Consider the following 18,534-nt stretch of genomic DNA (forward strand, 5'->3'; position numbering starts at 1 on the left):
ACATCAGAAAGGGCGATCCGAAAGGGTCGCCTTTTTTGCATCTGCGCGTTTTATAGCCTAGCCGGTTGTAGCAAGGTGTAACGTATGGTCGCGGTCCGGGCCGTGAGGCGCCATGCTAGAATCCGCCGCTTCGAAACGGGAGGTACACGCGTGCGTAAACTGGCAGTGGTAATGGCAGTGCTGGCCCTGGCGGGCTGTGAGAACGAGGTCGAGGGTGTGCACAAACAGGTGGCCGAACACCTGCACCACCCTAAAACCGCCAAGTTCGGCAACGTACGAATCGACACTCAGGGCAAAATCTGCGGCCAGGTGCGTGGCAAGGACGATGCCGGGCAGTATGAAGCCTACCGCAGCTACGTGGCCGTCAAGCGTGACGATGGTCAGTACGACATTATTGTCGACGACAGTGGTAACAACCTCCGGATCCGTGAACTGTGTGGCGGCGCCGACCTGCAGCGTCGTGCCGAGGCCCTGGCCGATCAGCCGGCACCACAAGGCTGGGATGTCGAAGTAATTCAGGGTGCCAACATGGGTGCACTGAGCGACATGACCGCGCGTCTGATCGAAAAGGGTATCCCGTCTTCGGTTGAGTATCGCGACGGCAAGCCGGTGGTGCTGATGGGGCCGTTCCCTACCAGGGAAGAGGCCGAGGCGCGCAAGGCGGAGGTCATGGGCAAGCTGGGGACCGATTCGGTGGTCATTCAGCATGGTGTCGAGCGCTAGTCAGGCAGCAGATTTCCAGCAGGTAAAAAGCCCGGTGCAGACGGCCTGTCATCTGTAACCCGACCCGGCTATGCTTGCTCAGTGAGATGGCCGAACGGGGAGGGCCTCATGTCTACACTGGAACGGGCCATTGTGGTGGCCGCCAGAGCGCATGAAGGGCAATACGACAAGGGTGGCGCGGCGTATATCCTGCACCCGTTGCGGGTGATGATGAGGGTTTCCACGTCTGAGCAGCGAATCGTCGCTGTACTGCATGATGTGATCGAAGACACGCCGCTGACACTTTCCGATCTTGCCCGCGAGGGCTTCAACCTGAAGATTCTCGCCGCATTGCTGGCGCTTAGTCGCAACCAGGGCGAGAGCTATGAAGACTTTGTCGTGCGCCTGGGCGTCGACCCGCTGGCGCGCACGGTCAAGTTGGCCGACCTGGCCGACAACAGTGACCTTTCCCGCATCCCATGCCCCGGGCCGGTAGACCTGGCGAGGCTAGCCCGCTATCGCGAGGCTAGCGCTTATCTGCAGGCATTGCCTTAGGTGCGTCAATCTTCCTTCGGCACGGTCCAGAAAATCTGCACGCCGCCATCGTCGCGGTGGGCGAGGGTGACGTTGTCGTTCTCGGCGATTTCCTCGAGCAGGGTTTCCCAATCATCAGGCGATTCGTTTTCCAGGCGGAAGATCAGCGCGGCGCGGCTGCGCTGGGCGAGGGGATTGTTGATGATCTTCTGGATGCGCAGGCCCAGTTGTTGGTAGCTGCTCGGGGTTGCTTCGGCGGTACTGGCCACGGAGGCGATTCCTTGTTGTGCTGTATGTGTGTACAGTATTTCACCGCAAGGTATTTCGCAACTGGTTCGGCGTTGGGTCTTCACGGGTCAGCCCGCGAAAGGGCCGGTGCAGATAACACACCAGCCCTCGGTCACGCCGCGATCAATATTCCCAGAAAATCCGCTGCAGCTCTTTGCTGTCCTGGGTCTTGGTCATGGCGACCATCGCCAGGATTCGCGCTTTCTGGGGGTTTAGGTCATGCGCTACGACCCAGTCGTTCTTGTCGTCAGGCTGTTCAGCGTTGCGCAGTACGAAACCGCCCTGGTTGACGTGCGACGAACGAATGATCTGTACGCCATTCTTGCGCAACTCCTGCAGCGCCGGCACCACCCGCGAAGATACCGAGCCATTGCCGGTTCCCGCATGGATCAGTGCTTTCGCACCGTTCTGCGCCAGTGCCTGGTAGGCAGTGTCGGTCACGTTGCCATAGCCGTAGGCGATGTCCACCTGGGGCAGGCTGCTGATTTGCTTGATGTCGAATTCCGAGTTAACGGTATGGCGCTTGGCGGGCAGGCGGAACCAGTACGATTTGCCTTCCACGACCATGCCCATCGGGCCCCAGGCGCTCTTGAAGGCCTCGGTCTTGATGTTGACCGACTTGCTGACGTCGCGGCCGGACTGGATCTCGTCGTTCATGGTCACCAACACGCCTTTGCCACGGGACTGCTTGTCACCGGCCACCGCCACGGCGTTGTACAGATTGAGCATGCCGTCGGCGGACATGGCGGTGCCTGGGCGCATGGAGCCGACCACCACGATTGGCTTGTCGGTCTTTTCCACCAGGTTGAGGAAGTAAGCGGTTTCTTCCAGGGTGTCGGTGCCGTGGGTGATGACAATCCCGTCGACATCGCTGCTTTCGGCCAATTCGGCTACGCGTTTGCCTAACTTGAGCAGGTCGTCGTTGCTGATGCTTTCAGAGGCGATCTGCATTACCTGTTCGCCGCGCACATTGGCGATGCCGGCCAGCTCCGGCACGCCGGCGATCAGCTTGTCGACACCGACCTTGGCGGCCTGGTAGGTGGCGCTGTTGGCGGCGCTGGCGCCCGCGCCAGCGATGGTGCCGCCGGTAGCAAGGATGACCACGTTGGCCAGTTTTTGCTGGGTTTCGGCTTCTTTGGCCGAAACGGCGGTTGGCAGGATCAGCAGCAGCGCCAGGGCGCTGGGGGTGAAGGACTTCAGTGCAACATTGATCATTATTGTGCTCTCTTCCAAGTGAGATATTTTTGTTGAGTTGCGCAATACCCCAGGCAGATTTCGTACCACGTAAGCGAGATGCCTTGAACGCGGCTGCCGCAGGTGCATGCGCGAGGCCCCATCCGTTCGGCGCCCCGAACAAGCATAGGAAAACCTGTTCGGTTTTTCGGATTAATCTCGGGTAATCTGCAACAGGCGCCGTGACATCACCGGCAGCGAAACGGATTTGACAAAACCACGTCCTGTTCCCATAGTTAGCCAACGCAAACGTTTGCGATCCGATAAAAATCACAAGATTCGGAGTCATCTCCCATGAAACTGCCGTTCCCCGGTCGTCTGTTGGCGCTCGCCATTATTTCCTCGCTATCTCTCGCGCTGCCGCTGTCTGCTGCCCATGCCGAAGATAAGCCCAAGGTTGCCCTGGTCATGAAGTCGCTGGCCAACGAATTTTTCCGCACCATGGAGGATGGTGCCAAGGCCTACCAGAAAGATCACGCCAACGAGTTCGATCTGATTGCCAACGGCATCAAGGACGAGACCGACACCGGTAACCAGATCCGTATCGTCGAGCAGATGATCGCCACCGGCGCCAAGGCGCTGATCATCGCTCCGGCCGACTCCAAGGCCCTGGTGCCGGTGATCAAGAAGGCGATGGACGCTGGCATCACCGTGGTCAATATCGACAACCGCCTCGACCCCGACGTGCTCAAGAGCAAGAACCTCAGCGTACCCTTCGTAGGCCCCGACAACCGCAAGGGCGCGCGCCTGGTTGGCGACTATCTGGCCAGCCAGAAGCTCAAGGCCGGCGACCAGGTCGGCATCATCGAAGGCGTGCCGACCACCACCAATGCTCAGCAGCGCACTGCCGGTTTCAAGGACGCCATGGAAGCGGCGCAGATGAAGATCGTCTCGGTGCAGTCCGGCAACTGGGAAATCGACAAAGGCAACGCCGTCGCCGCCTCTATGCTCAACGAATACCCCGACATCAAGGCGCTGCTGGCGGGCAATGACAGCATGGCCCTGGGCGCCGTGTCGGCCGTGCGCGCCGCCGGCAAGACCGGGCAGGTGCAAGTAGTGGGCTATGACAACATCAACGCCATCAAGCCGATGCTCAAGGATGGCCGCGTGCTTGCCACCCTCGACCAGGCCGCCAGCCAGCAGGCGGTGTACGGCATTCAGGCAGCGCTGAAGATGATCAAGGGCGAGAAGCCAGATGTGGACGCCGACAACGTGATCCAGACCCCCGTCGAACTCATCACCCAGCCTTGACGTTCAGGAGAGGTGGCCATGTCTGTAAAGGCCAATGAGGTACTGCTGACCGCCAGCGGACTGGGTAAGAGCTACGCGCAGCCGGTGCTGAGTGATGTCAGCCTGGCCCTGCGCGCCGGCGAGGTGCTGGCCCTGACCGGCGAGAACGGCGCGGGCAAGAGCACGTTGTCCAAGCTCATCAGCGGGCTGGAAATACCTACAATCGGGCAGATGACCTTCCGTGGCCAGGCCTACGCGCCTGGCAGCCGCAGTGAGGCCGAACGTCTCGGTGTGCGCATGGTCATGCAGGAGCTTAATCTGCTGCCGACCCTGAGCGTCGCCGAGAACCTGTTCCTCGACAACCTCCCCAGCCGCTTCGGCTGGATCAGCCACAAGCGCCTGCGCCAACTGGCCACGGCTGCCATGGCCCAGGTCGGCCTCGACGCCATCGACCCGGACACCCCGGTCGGCGAGCTGGGTATCGGCCACCAGCAGATGGTCGAGATCGCCCGCAACCTGATCGGCGACTGCCATGTGCTGATCTTCGATGAGCCCACGGCCATGCTCACCGCCCGCGAGGTCGAGCTGCTGTTCACCCAGATCGAGCGCCTGCGCCAACGCGGCGTGGCCATCGTCTACATCTCCCATCGCCTCGAAGAGCTGCAGCGCGTGGCTCAGCGTATTGTCGTGCTGCGCGACGGCAAGCTGGTGTGTGACGAGCCGATCCAGCGCTACAGCAGTAACGAGCTGGTCAACCTGATGGTCGGCCGCGAGCTGGGCGAGCACATCGACCTGGGGCGCCGGCAGATCGGCGAGCCGCTGCTCAAGGTCGACCGGCTGTGCCGCGGCGACAAGGTGCGCGACGTGTCGCTCGAAGTCAGAGCAGGGGAGATCTTTGGTATCTCCGGGCTGATCGGTGCCGGGCGTACCGAACTGCTGCGGCTGATGTTCGGCGCCGACCGCGCCGACAGCGGCAGCATCGAAATCGGCCAGCCGCTCAGGCCGGTGACCATCGACTCGCCCAAGGCCGCGGTCAAAGCCGGCATTGCCCTGATTACCGAGGACCGCAAGGGTGAAGGCCTGCTGCTGTCGCAGTCGATCAGCGCCAACATCGCCCTGGGCAACCTCGCGGCCTTGTCCCGTGCCGGCGTGGTCGACCGCGAGGCCGAAAATGCCCTGGCCGAACGCCAGATCAATGCCATGCGCATCCGCAGCGCCAATGCCGCGCAAGCGGTCGGCGAGTTGTCAGGCGGCAACCAGCAAAAGGTGGTGATCGGCCGCTGGTTGGAGCGCGACTGCCAGGTGATCCTGTTCGATGAGCCCACTCGAGGCATCGACGTCGGCGCCAAGTTCGACATCTATGGCCTGCTGGCCGAGTTGGCGCGCCAGGGCAAGGCCTTGGTGGTGGTGTCCAGCGACTTGCGCGAGCTGATGCTGATCTGCGATCGCATCGCCGTGCTCTCGGCCGGCCGCTTGATCGACACCTTCGAACGTGATCACTGGAGTCAGGACCAACTCCTTGCCGCCGCCTTCGCCGGCTACCAGAACCGTGAAGCCTTGCTGCACGACGCAGCCCCCAGGATGGATGCATGAAAACCACACCCCTCGACACCCCGGCAGGCGCACCTGCGCGCCGCAGCGGCACCTATTTCGGCCTCGGCACCTACCTGGGGCTGGCGGGTGCCTTACTGGCCATGATCGTGCTGTTTTCGTTGCTCAGCAGCCACTTCTGGTCGTACGCCACGTTCAGCACCATCGCCAACCAGATCCCAGACCTGATGGTGCTAGCCGTGGGCATGACCTTCGTGCTGATCATCGGCGGCATCGACCTGTCGGTCGGCTCGGTGCTGGCGCTGGCGGCCTCGGCAGTCAGCGTGGCCATCCTCGGCTGGGGTTGGGGTGTGCTGCCTGCCGCCTTGCTCGGCATGGCCGTCGCCGCCATGGCGGGCAGTATCACCGGCGCGGTCACCGTGGCCTGGCGCATCCCATCGTTCATCGTCTCACTGGGTGTGCTGGAGATGGCCCGCGGCCTGGCCTACCAGTTCACCGACTCGCGCACCGCCTACATCGGCGATGCCTACGCCTGGTTTTCCAACCCGATCACCTACGGCATTTCGCCCGCGTTCATCATCGCCTTGCTGGTGATCATTCTCGCCCAGCTGGTGCTGACCCGCACCGTGTTCGGCCGCTACCTGATCGGCATCGGCACCAACGAAGAGGCCGTGCGCCTGGCCGGTATCGACCCGCGCCCTTACAAGGTGCTGGTGTTTACCCTGATGGGGCTGCTGGCGGGTCTGGCCGCGCTGTTCCAGATATCGCGCCTGGAAGCGGCCGACCCCAACGCCGGCTCCGGCCTGGAGCTACAAGTGATCGCCGCCGTGGTGATCGGCGGCACCAGCCTGATGGGCGGGCGTGGCTCGGTCATCAGCACTTTCATCGGCGTGCTGATCATTTCGGTTTTGGCCGCTGGCCTGGCGCAGATCGGCGCTTCGGAACCGACCAAACGCATCATCACCGGGGCGGTCATCGTCATCGCCGTGGTGCTCGACACCTACCGTAGCCGGCGTGCAGGCCGGCGGAACTGAAAAAACATGGCAACCATCAAAGACGTCGCGGCACTCGCGGGCATTTCCTACACCACGGTGTCCCATGTACTGAACAAGACTCGCCCGGTCAGTGAGCAGGTGCGGCTAAAGGTCGAGGCGGCCATCGTTGAGCTCGACTACGTGCCCAGCGCCGTGGCCCGTTCGCTCAAGGCACGCACCACGGCCACCATCGGTCTGCTGGTGCCCAACAGCGTCAACCCGTACTTCGCGGAGCTGGCGCGGGGTATCGAGGATGCCTGCGAGCGCAACGGCTATTGCGTGATTTTGTGCAACTCCGACGACAACCCGCAGAAGCAGCGCAGCTACCTGCGCGTGCTGCTGGAAAAGCGCATCGACGGCCTGGTGGTCGCCTCGGTGGGCGAGGACAGCGACCTGCTGCAGAGCCTGGCCTGTGTGCGCACACCGATGGTCATCGTCGACCGTGAGTTGGAAGGCATCGACGCCGACCTGGTGCGCATCGACCACGAGCAGGGGGCCTACCTGGCGACCCAGCACCTGTTGCAGCTGGGGCATGCTGACATTGCCTACATCGGCGGCCCGGCCGAAACGGGTGTCAGCCAGCTGCGTTTGGCAGGTTTTCATCGCGCCATGGCCGAGGCGCAGGTTGCCGTGGAGGCTGAGCACATCCTGCATTGCGACTTCACCAGCCCCGGCGGCCATGCAGCGGCCGCGCAACTGCTCGACGGCAAGCGCCCCACGGCGATCTTCGCCGGCAACGACATGATCGGCTTCGGCGTGCTGCGTGCGGCTGCCGAGCGCAACATCAGCGTGCCGGGGGAGCTGTCGGTGATCGGTTTCGACGACATCGAGTTGAGCCGCTACGTATACCCGCCGCTGACCACTGTCGGTCAGTCGATCCGCGAGCTGGGCGAAAGCGCCGCGGCGCTGCTGCTGTCACGCATCGCTACCCCCCGTCGCGATGCCGCGCAACAGCGCATCGTCGCCCCGCGCATCGTGCTGCGCGAATCCACCGGGCCGCGCCCGGACCTGTTTAATGATTACCGCTAAGGAATCCTCATGAGTGCCAAGGTAGTGGTGGTCGGTAGCCTCAACATGGACCTGGTGGCCCGCGCCGAGCGATTGCCGCGTGCGGGTGAAACACTGGCCGGCGAAAGCTTTTTCACCGTGCCCGGTGGCAAGGGCGCCAACCAGGCTGTGGCTGTGGCGCGTCTGGGTGCTGACGTGGCGATGGTCGGCAATGTGGGTGATGATGCCTATGGCCAGCAGCTTCGCGAGGCGCTCGAAGTGGAGGGCATCGATTGCCAGGCGGTCAGTGTGTGCCAGGGCGTTTCCAGTGGCGTGGCGCTGATTACCGTGGATGCCGCCAGCCAGAACTGCATCGTCATCATTGCAGGAGGGAACAGCCAACTGACGCCGGCATCCGTGCAACGATTCGACGCACTGCTTCAGGCGGCGCAAGTGATCATCTGCCAGTTGGAGGTGCCCGCTGAAACGGTGGCTTGGACCCTCGCCAGGGGTCGCGAGCTGGGCAAGACGGTGATTCTCAACCCGGCACCGGCCACCGGCCCGCTGCCGCCCGAGTGGTTTGCCCACATCGATTACCTCATCCCCAACGAAAGCGAGGCCGAAGCGCTGACCAGTGTTCCGGTCAACGACCTGGACAGCGCCCGCCGTGCTGCCGAGTGCCTGCTGCAATTGGGGGCGGGCAAAGTCATCGTCACCCTCGGTGCGCAGGGGGCCCTGGTTGTCAGTCCCAATGGCAGTCAGCACTTCCCAGCGCCGCAGGTAAAGCCGCTGGACACCACGGCGGCAGGCGACACCTTCGTTGGTGGTTTCGCGGCGGCGTTGGTGCGCGGCCTGGAGGAGGGCGAGGCGATCACTTTCGGCCAGCGCGCCGCAGCGGTGTCCGTCACCCGCGCCGGTGCCCAGCCATCGATCCCCACCCTGGCGGAGCTGATCCCATGAAAAAGACCGCGCTGCTGAACATCGCCCTGTCGCGGGCCATTGCCAGTCTTGGCCATGGCGACATTCTGGTCATTGGCGATGCCGGGTTGCCGGTGCCGCCGGGCGTCGAACTGATCGACCTGGCCCTGACGCAGGGCATTCCGGACTTCTCCAGCGTGCTGCGTGCGGTGCTCAGCGAGATGCAGGTTGAGCGGCATGTGCTGGCCGAAGAGATGCAGAAGGTCGTACCGCCCGGGCTGGTCGAGATCGAGCGGCTGCGCGGCAAGCTGGGCAAGCGTGAGTGGATGAGCCATGAAGCGTTCAAGCATTTGTCGCGCAGTGCCAAGGCTGTGGTGCGTACTGGCGAGTGCCAGCCTTACAGCAATATCGCCCTCGTATCCGGGGTGACTTTCTAGTGGCGATCAGCCGCAATTGATCCACCGCCAAGGCAACAGGAGTGCCCCATGCTCAAGCCCCTGATACAAGGACTCACCCTCATGGCTGCAGCCGCCACCACTACCCTCCAGGCCGCCCCGCGTGACCTGATCATCGACACCGACCCCGGCGCCGACGATGTGGTTGCGCTGTTCCTGGCCATGGCCTCGCCAGACGAACTCAACATCCGTGCCATCACCACCGTCGCCGGCAACGTGCGCCTCGACAAGACGTCACGCAATGCCCGCCTGGCGCGGGAATGGGCCGGCCGCGAAGACATCCCGGTGTACGCAGGGGCGGGGCGCCCATTGGTGCGCGCGCCTATCTACGCTGCCGAGGTGCACGGCGAAGAGGGGCTGACCGGCGTCCCGGTGCATGAGCCGAAAAAAACCCTGGCCCAAGGTAATGCCGTGCAGTACCTGGTCGACACCCTCGGCGCCGCCAGGCCCGATAGCATCACCATCGCCATGCTCGGCCCGCAGACCAACCTGGCCCTGGCGCTCATCCAGCGCCCTGAAATCGCCAAAGGTATAAAGGAAGTGGTGGTGATGGGCGGCGCCCATTTCAACGGTGGCAACATCACCCCGGCGGCCGAATTCAACCTTTACGCCGACCCGCACGCCGCTGAGGTGGTGCTGGCCAGCGGTGTGCCGCTGACCTACCTGTCGCTGGATGTCACCCACAAACTGCTCACCAGCGACGCCCGCCTCAAGCAGTTGGCGGCAGTGAACAACCCGTCCAGCAAACGGGTGGTGGCGATCCTGAATGCCTACATCAAGCACGACATGGACCTGTACGGCATGCCCGGCGGCCCGGTGCATGACGCCAGTGTGATCGCCTACCTGCTCAAGCCCGAGTTGTTCACCGGCCGGCACATCCACATGGCCGTCGACAGCCGCGAAGGCCCGACCTTCGGCCAGACCGTCGCCGACTGGTACGGCGTGCTCAAGCAGCCAGCCAATGTGATGTGGATAGGCGAGGGTGACGCCCAAGGCTTTTTCGACCTGCTCAGCGCGCGCCTGGCTCGATTGCAATAGCGGTGTGCGGCGCGTAGCGCTCGAACACCTGGTCGATGAAGCTGCGCGCCGCCTCGCTACCGCGGTCGCGCACCAGCAGGTCCAGGGCGATCAACAGCAGCTCTTCGGGTGTGCTGGGGCTGTAGGCGCTCTGGCCCTCGTCCCATTTGACCTTGATATCGGCATCGATGTGGTGGTTCATGAAAGGCTCTCGTGTGGGCCCGGGGCGGAAGGGCGAACACCTGACCCTGGTGTTCGAAGCAGGCATTATGCCTTCACTTCTTAAAGTAAATCATGACTTTGCGTCAATGGGTCTGCGACTTAAGCATAAAAAACGTGCTTAAGCTAACCAGGCGCTTGGCAAAATTCGGTCACGATTGCCTTTCGCCCGAGGCGGCGAGATCAGGCAGACTTGGACGGTTTTGCAACAAATTCCGCGTGGAAGTGTCCGATCAGGCAGTTCCCAGATCGATTTTAGGAGGATTCATGTTCCGTACCCGTGCTTCCCTGGCAACCTTGCTGGTCGCTGCTGTGCTGGCTGGTTGCAGCACTGGTGGTAACGCTGGCGGTGGTGCCCCGGCTGCAGGCAATGATGGCCGTTGTGAGGCCAGTGGCGCCGATTTCGCCCTCGGCAAGCAAAGCAGTGCCGAGCTGCTTGAGCAGGCGCGCAAGGCCAGCGGTTCGCAGATGGCGCGCATCCTCAAGCCGCGCGATGTGGTGACCCTGGAGTATCGCTCCGAGCGTTTGAACCTGAATGTGGATGAGCAGGGTGTGGTAACCCGCGTCAACTGCGGTTGATGTGATCAGTAGGTGCAGGCCTCTGTGGGAGCGGCTTTAGCCGCGAAGAGGTCGGTACCATCTGCTCCAGGCATAAAAAAACCCGCCACAAGGGCGGGTTTTTTCACGGCTTCCGAATTACTCCGGACGAACCTGTGCAGCCTGCATGCCCTTCTGGCCGCGCTCGGCGACGAAGGAAACAGTTTGGCCTTCTTTCAGGCTCTTGAAGCCGTCGGATTCGATGGCTTTGAAGTGTACGAACAGGTCGTCGCCGCCGCCTTGTGGGGTGATGAAGCCGAAGCCTTTTTCATCATTGAACCATTTGACGGTACCGGTTTGGCGATTGGACATGGGATGAATCTCCAGAAACTTAGTATTTTTTCGAAGTACCTAGACGCCTGAGCTGCCTGGCACGGGTGACATCATAGTCTAATTCTGCGCATGTCGCGCGATTACCTTCGCAGAATGCTGATCCAGCGCAAAGAAAGGCCCGCCATCCCTGGCGTGAAGGTTTCAGTTCTTCGGTGTGCACGCCTGTTTCACAACGGTCTGGGCCTTGGCCATCAGCTTCGCGTCTACCCCATCCTTGCTGTCGAGGTCGGCAATCTCTGCGTCGGTAAAGTTCTTTTTGATGGCCTGTGCGCCGCACGAGCAGTGCTTAGTCGCCATGTCGGCGCTCACACCCTGGCCTGTCGCTACCTGCTGGCACTGGGCCATGTAGCCTTGCTCCTTCCCTGGCGGGAAATCACCCGCGGTGGCCACCATCGGCAGAAGGGCACTTACGGCACACGCGGCCAGAAAGGACTGAAATCTCATAACCACACACTCCTTGGTTTAGGTCTCATCAAGAGTAGGTTGCTTCCATGGGTCTGATAGGCATTTTTCCGCGTTAGTTCAGCCCTGCCGCGTAATTTCCAAATATTTCTGCGCTGGCGACCAACCCGCGTGCTAGCATGCCCGGCTTGCACCTGCAGACTTGCGGCGTGTAGCTATCTTTTACTTTCCAGTCACTCAGGTCCCCCTGGCAAGCCGAAAGGCTTCTGCCACTGTGAGGCAGGCTTCTCTCTATATAGAAGGCAGGTCGGATCTTGTACTGGCTCATCCCAACCCACGTGACCTTTGGTAGGGGTCACCACTAGGAGAGGAGGCGCCATGCCCGTTATTACTCTTCCCGATGGCAGTCAACGCGCGTTTGATCACGCGGTATCCGTAGCCGATGTCGCCGCTTCGATCGGTGCCGGCCTGGCCAAAGCCACCCTGGCCGGCAAGGTCGATGGCAAGTTGGTCGACGCCTGCGACCTGATCACCCACGACGCCAAGCTGCAGATCATCACCCCTAAAGATGAAGAGGGACTGGAGATCATTCGTCACTCGTGCGCCCACCTGATCGGCCACGCGGTGAAGCAGCTGTACCCGACTGCCCGTATGGTCATCGGCCCGGTCATCGACGAAGGCTTCTACTACGACATCGCCTACGAGCGCCCCTTCACCCCTGAAGACCTGGCCGCCATCGAAAAGCGTATGCAGCAGCTGATCGAAAAAGACTACGACGTGGTCAAGAAGATGACCCCGCGCGCCGAAGTCATCGACGTGTTCAAGACCCGTGGCGAAGACTACAAGCTGCGCCTGGTCGAAGACATGCCCGACGAGCAGGCCATGGGCTTGTACTATCACGAAGAATACGTCGACATGTGCCGCGGTCCGCACGTGCCGAATACCCGTTTCCTCAAGGCATTCAAGCTGACCAAGCTGTCCGGCGCCTACTGGCGTGGCGATGCCAAGAACGAGCAGCTGCAGCGCGTGTACGGCACTGCCTGGGCTGACAAGAAGCAGCTGGCGGCGTACATCCAGCGCATCGAAGAAGCCGAAAAACGCGACCACCGCAAAATCGGCAAGCAGCTCGACCTGTTCCACCTGCAGGAAGAAGCGCCGGGCATGGTGTTCTGGCACGCCAACGGCTGGACCGTTTACCAGGTACTCGAGCAGTACATGCGTAAAATCCAGCGTGAAAACGGCTACCAGGAAATCAAGACACCGCAAGTCGTCGACCGCATCCTCTGGGAGCGTTCCGGCCATTGGTCCAACTACGCCGAAAACATGTTCACCACGTCGTCGGAAAGCCGCGACTTCGCGGTAAAACCGATGAACTGCCCGTGCCACGTGCAGGTGTTCAACCAGGGCCTGAAGTCGTACCGCGATCTGCCGCTGCGCCTGGCCGAATTCGGTGCTTGTCACCGTAACGAGCCGTCCGGCGCGCTGCACGGCATCATGCGTGTGCGTGGCTTCGTACAGGACGACGCGCACATCTTCTGTACCGAAGATCAGGTGAAGAAAGAAGCTGCCGACTTCATCAAGCTGACCCTCGACGTGTACAACGACTTCGGTTTCACCGACGTCGCCATGAAGCTGTCGACCCGTCCGGCCAAGCGTGTAGGTTCCGAAGAGCTGTGGGACCGTGCCGAAGGTGCGCTGGCCGACGCCCTGAACGAATCCGGACTGGAATGGGAATACCAGCCAGGCGAGGGCGCCTTCTACGGCCCGAAGATCGAGTTCACCCTGCGCGACTGCCTCGGCCGTAACTGGCAGTGCGGTACCCTGCAGTACGACCCGAACTTGCCGGAGCGCCTGGACGCCAGCTACATCGCCGAAGACAACGCGCGCAAGCGCCCGGTAATGTTGCACCGCGCCATCCTCGGCTCGTTCGAACGCTTCATCGGCATGCTCATCGAGCACTACGCTGGTGTGTTCCCGGCGTGGCTGGCACCGACCCAGGCGGTGATCATGAACATCACCGACAAACAGGCCGATTTCGCCCTCGAGGTTGAGAAATCTCTGAACGGTAGCGGTTTCCGTGCCAAGTCGGACTTGAGAAATGAGAAGATCGGCTTTAAAATCCGCGAGCATACTTTGCTCAAGGTCCCGTACCTTTTGGTTATAGGGGACCGCGAAGTCGAAACGCAAACCGTCGCTGTGCGTACTCGCGAAGGCGCTGACCTGGGCTCCATGCCCGTCGCCCAATTCGCCGAGCTCCTGACACAAGCGGTTTCCCGGCGTGGTCGCCAAGAATCGGAGTAATGACTATTAAGCGTGAAATGAGAAACGATAAGCGTGCTGTACCGAAGGCCCCGATCAACGAGAATATCTCGGCCCGCGAGGTTCGGTTAATTGGCGCAGACGGCGAGCAGGTTGGCATCGTCTCGATTGATGAAGCGCTGCGTATCGCTGATGAAGCGAAGCTGGATCTGGTAGAAATCTCTGCAGACGCGGTACCCCCGGTCTGCAAGGTCATGGACTACGGCAAGCACCTCTTCGAAAAGAAGAAGCAGGCTAACGAAGCCAAGAAAAACCAGAAGCAGATCCAGATCAAAGAAATCAAGTTTCGTCCAGGGACGGAGGATGGGGATTACCAGGTAAAACTACGCAACCTGGTACGTTTCCTTACCGATGGGGACAAGGCCAAGATCTCTCTGAGATTCCGTGGTCGTGAGATGGCCCACCAGGAGCTGGGCATGGAGCTGTTGAAGCGGGTTGAAGCTGACCTCGCCGAATACGGCACCGTTGAGCAGCATCCGAAGATGGAAGGACGCCAGCTTATGATGGTCATCGCCCCCAAGAAAAAGAAGTAATCTCCCGGGCACGGCAGGCCTGATGATTATGTGTAATTTTAACGAATGCGGAGTTCCAACATGCCAAAAATGAAAACCAAGAGCGGTGCTGCAAAGCGCTTCCTGAAGACCGCTACCGGCTTCAAGCACAAGCACGCTTTCAAGAGCCACATCCTGACCAAAATGTCGACCAAGCGTAAGCGTCAACTGCGTGGTAGCAGCTTGCTGCACCCGTCCGACGTGGCGAAAGTCGCGCGCATGCTGCGCGTTCGTTAATTCTGGTTAAGATAGAGGAAGTTACTCATGGCTCGTGTTAAGCGCGGCGTTATCGCTCGTAAGCGTCACAAAAAAATTCTGAAACTGGCTAAAGGTTACTACGGTGCACGCTCGCGCGTATTCCGCGTAGCCAAGCAGGCAGTCATCAAGGCAGGCCAATACGCCTACCGCGACCGTCGCCAGAAGAAGCGTCAGTTCCGCGCCCTGTGGATCGCTCGTATCAACGCCGGTGCCCGCACCAACGGTCTGTCGTACAGCCGTCTGATTGCTGGCCTGAAAAAGGCGTCGATCGAAATCGACCGTAAGGTTCTGGCTGACCTGGCAGTGAACGAAAAAGCGGCGTTTGCTGCAATTGTCGAGAAAGCTAAAGCCGTTCTGGCTTAAGTACCCACGACAATCATCCGGCGGCGCAGTGTGCTGCCGGGTGTAAAACGTCATCGATAGGGGAAGAGCCTTCAAAGCTCTTCCCCTATTTTCGTATCTGGAGTCTGTACATGGAAAACCTGGACGCGCTGGTCTCCCAAGCCCTTGAGGCCGTGGAGCGCGCTGAAGACATCAATGCCCTGGAACAGATCCGGGTTCAATATCTCGGCAAGAAAGGCGAGCTGACCCAGGTGATGAAGACCCTGGGCAACCTGCCAGCCGAAGAGCGGCCGAAAGTCGGCGCGCTGATCAACGACGCCAAAGAGCGCGTCACCGAAGTGCTCAATGCACGCAAGGCAGCCTTCGAAGAAGCCGAGCTCAGCGCTCGCCTCGCCGCCGAATGCATTGATGTGACCCTGCCAGGCCGTGGTCAGACCACCGGTGGCCTGCACCCGATCACCCGTACCCTCGAGCGCATCGAGCAATTCTTCACCCACATCGGCTACGGCATCGCCGAAGGCCCAGAGGTCGAAGACGACTACCATAACTTCGAAGCGCTCAACATCCCTGGCCACCACCCGGCCCGGGCGATGCACGACACCTTCTATTTCAATGCCAACATGCTGCTGCGCACCCACACTTCGCCGGTGCAGGTGCGGACCATGGAGTCCACCCAGCCGCCCATTCGCATTGTCTGCCCAGGCCGCGTCTACCGCTGCGATTCGGATATCACCCACTCGCCGATGTTCCACCAGGTCGAAGGCCTGCTGATTGATCGCGATATCAACTTTGCCGACCTCAAGGGCACCATCGAAGAATTCCTGCGCGTCTTCTTCGAAAAAGAACTGGCCGTGCGCTTCCGCCCGTCGTTCTTCCCCTTCACCGAGCCGTCCGCCGAAGTCGATATCCAGTGCGTGATGTGTTCCGGCAAAGGCTGCCGCGTTTGCAAGCAGACCGGCTGGCTGGAAGTGCTGGGCTGCGGCATGGTGCACCCGGATGTACTGCGCATGTCCGGCATCGACCCGGAAGAGTTCCAGGGCTTCGCCTTCGGCATGGGCGCCGAGCGCCTGGCCATGCTGCGCTATGGCGTCAACGATTTGCGTCTGTTCTTCGACAACGACCTGCGGTTCTTAGCCCAATTCCGCTAGGCCCAATCGACGCAACTTTCAGGAGAACAGCATGAAATTCAGTGAACAGTGGCTGCGCGGTTGGGTAAACCCGCAAGTCTCCCGTGACGAACTGGTCGCCCGCCTGTCCATGGCCGGCCTCGAAGTCGACAGCGTAACCCCCGCTGCCGGCCAGTTCAGCGGCATCGTCGTGGGCGAAATCCTCGCCACCGAACAACACCCGGACGCCGACAAACTCCGCGTCTGCCAGGTCAGCAGCGGCCAGGAAACCTTCCAGGTCGTTTGCGGCGCCCCTAACGCGCGCCCAGGCATCAAGATCCCGTTCGCCATGATCGGCGCCGAACTGCCAGGCGACTTCAAGATCAAGAAGGCCAAGCTGCGCGGCGTCGAGTCGTTCGGCATGCTGTGCTCGGCGGCTGAGTTGCAGATCAGCGAAGAAAACGACGGCCTGCTCGAACTGGCCGCCGACGCCCCGGTTGGCGAAGACATTCGCCAGTACCTGAGCCTGGACGACGCCAGCATCGAGATCGGCCTGACCCCGAACCGCGGTGACTGCCTGTCCCTGGCCGGCCTGGCCCGCGACGTCAGCGCCCTGTACAACGTCCCGGTCACCCGCCCTGTGGTCCCGCCCATCGCGCCTGCCCACGACGAAGTGCGCCCGGTCGAAGTCTCCGCCCCAGCCGTATGCCCACGCTACCTCGGCCGCGTCATCCGCAACGTCGACCTCAGCAAGCCAACCCCGCTGTGGATGGTCGAACGCCTGCGCCGCAGTGACGTGCGCAGCATCGACGCTGCCGTCGACATTACCAACTACGTGATGCTCGAACTCGGCCAGCCGATGCACGCCTTCGACCTCGCCGAAATCAACGGCGGCATCCGCGTGCGCATGGCCGAAGAGGGCGAAAAACTCGTCCTGCTCGACGGTCAGGAAGTTTCCCTGCGTGCCGACACCCTGGTGATCGCCGACCACACCCGCGCCCTGGCCATCGCCGGCGTCATGGGTGGCGAGCACAGCGGCGTCAACACCGAGAAGACCCGCGACCTGTTCCTCGAAAGCGCCTTCTTCGACCAGATCGCCGTCGCCGGCAAAGCCCGTTCCTACGGCCTGCACACCGATGCCTCGCACCGCTACGAGCGCGGCGTCGACTCGCAGCTCGCCCGCGAAGCCATGGAGCGCGCCACTGCGCTGCTGCTGGAAATCGTCGGCGGCGAAGCCGGCCCGATCGTCGAAGCCGTCAGCCAGCAGCACCTGCCGAACGTCGCCCCGGTAACCCTGCGCGCCGAACGCATCACCCAGATGCTCGGCATGGAGATGGACGCCGCCCAGGTCGAGCAGATGCTCAACGCCCTGGAGCTGAAAACCGAAGCAGCAGGGGCAGGGCAGTGGACCGTCACCGTCCCAAGCCACCGCTTCGACATCAGCCTGGAAGTCGACCTGATCGAAGAGCTGGCCCGCCTGTACGGCTACAACAGCCTGCCGGTCCGCTACCCGCAAGCCCGCCTGGCGCCAACCGCCAAGCCGGAAACCCGCGGTGAGCTGCCGAACCTGCGCCGCCTGCTGGTCGCTCGCGGCTACCAGGAAGCAATCACCTACAGCTTCATCGACCCGAAACTGTTCGAGCTGTTCAGCCCAGGCGTAGAGCCGCTGCTGCTGGCCAACCCGATCTCCAGCGACATGGCCGCCATGCGCGCCTCGCTGTGGCCGGGCCTGGTCAAAGCCCTTCAGCACAACCTCAACCGCCAGCAAGACCGCGTGCGCCTGTTCGAAAGCGGCCTGCGCTTCGTAGGCCAACTCGGCGATCTGCAGCAACAGCCAATGATCGCCGGCGTCGTCACCGGCAGCCGCCTGCCAGAAGGCTGGGCCAACGGCCGCGACAGCATCGACTTCTTCGATGTGAAAGCCGACGTTGAAGCCCTGCTGGGCTATTCCGGCGCCCTGAGCGACTTCACATTCGCCGCCGGCAAACACCCGGCCCTGCACCCAGGCCAGACCGCTGTGATCCAGCGCGACGGCAAGGACATCGGCTACCTCGGCGCCCTCCACCCAGAGCTGGCCAAAGCCCTGGACCTGGACCGCCCGGTATTCGTCTTCGAGTTGGTATTGGGTGATGTGGTCGAAGGGCGCCTGCCGAAGTTCAGCGAACTCTCCAAGTTCCCGGAAACCCGCCGCGACCTGGCTTTGATCGCAGGGCGTGATGTGGCGTCTCACGACGTGCTTGAAGTAATTCGTGACAATGCAGGCGAATGGCTTACAGACCTCAGGCTGTTTGACGTCTACCAAGGTAAAGGCATTGATCCTGATAGAAAAAGCCTCGCCGTCGGCTTGACCTGGCAGCATCCATCGCGCACTCTTAACGACGATGAGGTGAACACAACCCTGCAAAATATCCTCACCTCGCTCGAACAAAGGTTGAACACCACGTTAAGGAAATAACGG

21 protein-coding genes are annotated in these 18,534 nt (G+C 61.7%); 16 read left to right on the forward strand and 5 right to left on the reverse strand.

Annotated features, from left to right (window positions below):
- The first annotated feature begins 150 nt into the window (after nucleotides 1-150).
- Both ACZ6YA_RS01785 and ACZ6YA_RS01790 read left to right on the forward strand, forming a co-directional pair.
- The gene (locus ACZ6YA_RS01785; protein ID WP_465895050.1) at nucleotides 151-723 is read left to right on the forward strand and encodes an SPOR domain-containing protein; all 573 of its coding nucleotides are present in this window, start codon (nucleotides 151-153) and stop codon (nucleotides 721-723) included.
- 108 nt (nucleotides 724-831) lie between these two features.
- A complete protein-coding gene (locus tag ACZ6YA_RS01790) occupies nucleotides 832-1,257 on the forward strand; it encodes a GTP pyrophosphokinase (protein WP_465895051.1) in 426 nt (141 codons plus the stop codon).
- Between the two features lie 5 nt (nucleotides 1,258-1,262).
- Here ACZ6YA_RS01790 and ACZ6YA_RS01795 read toward each other — a convergent pair whose 3' ends face one another.
- The gene (locus tag ACZ6YA_RS01795) at nucleotides 1,263-1,505 is read right to left on the reverse strand and encodes a DUF1654 domain-containing protein (protein ID WP_465895052.1); all 243 of its coding nucleotides are present in this window, start codon (nucleotides 1,503-1,505) and stop codon (nucleotides 1,263-1,265) included.
- A gap of 142 nt (nucleotides 1,506-1,647) precedes the next feature.
- Complete coding sequence (locus tag ACZ6YA_RS01800) at nucleotides 1,648-2,739, reverse strand: asparaginase (RefSeq protein ID WP_465895054.1); 1,092 nt, start codon at nucleotides 2,737-2,739, stop codon at nucleotides 1,648-1,650.
- A gap of 312 nt (nucleotides 2,740-3,051) precedes the next feature.
- Between ACZ6YA_RS01800 and ACZ6YA_RS01805 the strand changes: the two genes are divergently transcribed.
- From ACZ6YA_RS01805 to ACZ6YA_RS01835, 7 genes are read left to right on the forward strand one after another with little or no spacing between them, the layout of a single operon-like run.
- Nucleotides 3,052-4,008 (forward strand): substrate-binding domain-containing protein, encoded by a 957-nt coding sequence (locus ACZ6YA_RS01805; RefSeq protein ID WP_465895055.1) that lies wholly within the window; start codon nucleotides 3,052-3,054, stop codon nucleotides 4,006-4,008.
- Between the two features lie 18 nt (nucleotides 4,009-4,026).
- The gene (locus ACZ6YA_RS01810) at nucleotides 4,027-5,580 is read left to right on the forward strand and encodes a sugar ABC transporter ATP-binding protein (protein WP_465895057.1); all 1,554 of its coding nucleotides are present in this window, start codon (nucleotides 4,027-4,029) and stop codon (nucleotides 5,578-5,580) included.
- Complete coding sequence (locus ACZ6YA_RS01815) at nucleotides 5,577-6,572, forward strand: ABC transporter permease (protein ID WP_465895058.1); 996 nt, start codon at nucleotides 5,577-5,579, stop codon at nucleotides 6,570-6,572. Before ACZ6YA_RS01810 ends, ACZ6YA_RS01815 begins: the two co-directional genes overlap by 4 nt.
- 6 nt (nucleotides 6,573-6,578) lie before the next feature.
- Nucleotides 6,579-7,601, forward strand: a complete 1,023-nt coding sequence (locus tag ACZ6YA_RS01820; RefSeq protein WP_465895061.1) for a LacI family DNA-binding transcriptional regulator — start codon at nucleotides 6,579-6,581, stop codon at nucleotides 7,599-7,601.
- Between the two features lie 9 nt (nucleotides 7,602-7,610).
- Nucleotides 7,611-8,519: a ribokinase gene (gene rbsK, locus ACZ6YA_RS01825; protein ID WP_465895062.1), complete on the forward strand. Its 909-nt coding sequence runs from the start codon at nucleotides 7,611-7,613 to the stop codon at nucleotides 8,517-8,519.
- Nucleotides 8,516-8,914: a D-ribose pyranase gene (rbsD, locus tag ACZ6YA_RS01830; RefSeq protein WP_465895063.1), complete on the forward strand. Its 399-nt coding sequence runs from the start codon at nucleotides 8,516-8,518 to the stop codon at nucleotides 8,912-8,914. The genes rbsK and rbsD overlap by 4 nt, the downstream gene beginning before the upstream one ends.
- Nucleotides 8,915-8,962: 48 nt before the next feature.
- A complete protein-coding gene (locus tag ACZ6YA_RS01835) occupies nucleotides 8,963-9,970 on the forward strand; it encodes a nucleoside hydrolase (RefSeq protein WP_465895064.1) in 1,008 nt (335 codons plus the stop codon).
- Here ACZ6YA_RS01835 and ACZ6YA_RS01840 read toward each other — a convergent pair.
- Complete coding sequence (locus tag ACZ6YA_RS01840) at nucleotides 9,942-10,151, reverse strand: hypothetical protein (protein ID WP_465895065.1); 210 nt, start codon at nucleotides 10,149-10,151, stop codon at nucleotides 9,942-9,944. The genes ACZ6YA_RS01835 and ACZ6YA_RS01840 overlap by 29 nt on opposite strands.
- Nucleotides 10,152-10,435: 284 nt before the next feature.
- Between ACZ6YA_RS01840 and ACZ6YA_RS01845 the strand changes: the two genes are divergently transcribed.
- Complete coding sequence (locus ACZ6YA_RS01845) at nucleotides 10,436-10,747, forward strand: I78 family peptidase inhibitor (protein ID WP_465895066.1); 312 nt, start codon at nucleotides 10,436-10,438, stop codon at nucleotides 10,745-10,747.
- 117 nt (nucleotides 10,748-10,864) lie between these two features.
- On the opposite strand, the gene ACZ6YA_RS01850 is transcribed toward ACZ6YA_RS01845, so the two are convergent.
- Complete coding sequence (locus ACZ6YA_RS01850; RefSeq protein ID WP_012273095.1) at nucleotides 10,865-11,077, reverse strand: cold-shock protein; 213 nt, start codon at nucleotides 11,075-11,077, stop codon at nucleotides 10,865-10,867.
- A gap of 162 nt (nucleotides 11,078-11,239) precedes the next feature.
- Complete coding sequence (locus tag ACZ6YA_RS01855) at nucleotides 11,240-11,542, reverse strand: hypothetical protein (RefSeq protein WP_465895067.1); 303 nt, start codon at nucleotides 11,540-11,542, stop codon at nucleotides 11,240-11,242.
- Between the two features lie 336 nt (nucleotides 11,543-11,878).
- On the opposite strand from ACZ6YA_RS01855, the gene thrS reads away from it, so the two are divergent.
- The 6 genes from thrS (at nucleotide 11,879) to pheT (ending at nucleotide 18,531) form a co-directional block, all read left to right on the forward strand.
- Entirely contained in the window at nucleotides 11,879-13,801 is a 1,923-nt protein-coding gene (thrS, locus tag ACZ6YA_RS01860; RefSeq protein WP_465895068.1) for a threonine--tRNA ligase, read from the forward strand.
- On the forward strand, nucleotides 13,801-14,352 hold the full coding sequence (gene infC, locus ACZ6YA_RS01865) for a translation initiation factor IF-3 (RefSeq protein ID WP_012052879.1): 552 nt from the start codon (nucleotides 13,801-13,803) through the stop codon (nucleotides 14,350-14,352). Before thrS ends, infC begins: the two co-directional genes overlap by 1 nt.
- Before the next feature lie 60 nt (nucleotides 14,353-14,412).
- A complete protein-coding gene (rpmI, locus tag ACZ6YA_RS01870) occupies nucleotides 14,413-14,607 on the forward strand; it encodes a 50S ribosomal protein L35 (protein ID WP_012313865.1) in 195 nt (64 codons plus the stop codon).
- Between the two features lie 27 nt (nucleotides 14,608-14,634).
- Nucleotides 14,635-14,991: a 50S ribosomal protein L20 gene (gene rplT / locus ACZ6YA_RS01875; protein ID WP_003250671.1), complete on the forward strand. Its 357-nt coding sequence runs from the start codon at nucleotides 14,635-14,637 to the stop codon at nucleotides 14,989-14,991.
- A gap of 110 nt (nucleotides 14,992-15,101) precedes the next feature.
- Nucleotides 15,102-16,118 (forward strand): phenylalanine--tRNA ligase subunit alpha, encoded by a 1,017-nt coding sequence (pheS, locus tag ACZ6YA_RS01880; RefSeq protein ID WP_401074693.1) that lies wholly within the window; start codon nucleotides 15,102-15,104, stop codon nucleotides 16,116-16,118.
- 31 nt (nucleotides 16,119-16,149) lie between these two features.
- Nucleotides 16,150-18,531 (forward strand): phenylalanine--tRNA ligase subunit beta, encoded by a 2,382-nt coding sequence (pheT, locus tag ACZ6YA_RS01885; RefSeq protein WP_465895069.1) that lies wholly within the window; start codon nucleotides 16,150-16,152, stop codon nucleotides 18,529-18,531.
- Nucleotides 18,532-18,534: the final 3 nt, after the last annotated feature.

The sequence above is a fragment of the Pseudomonas sp. NPDC090752 genome, from assembly GCF_055584805.1.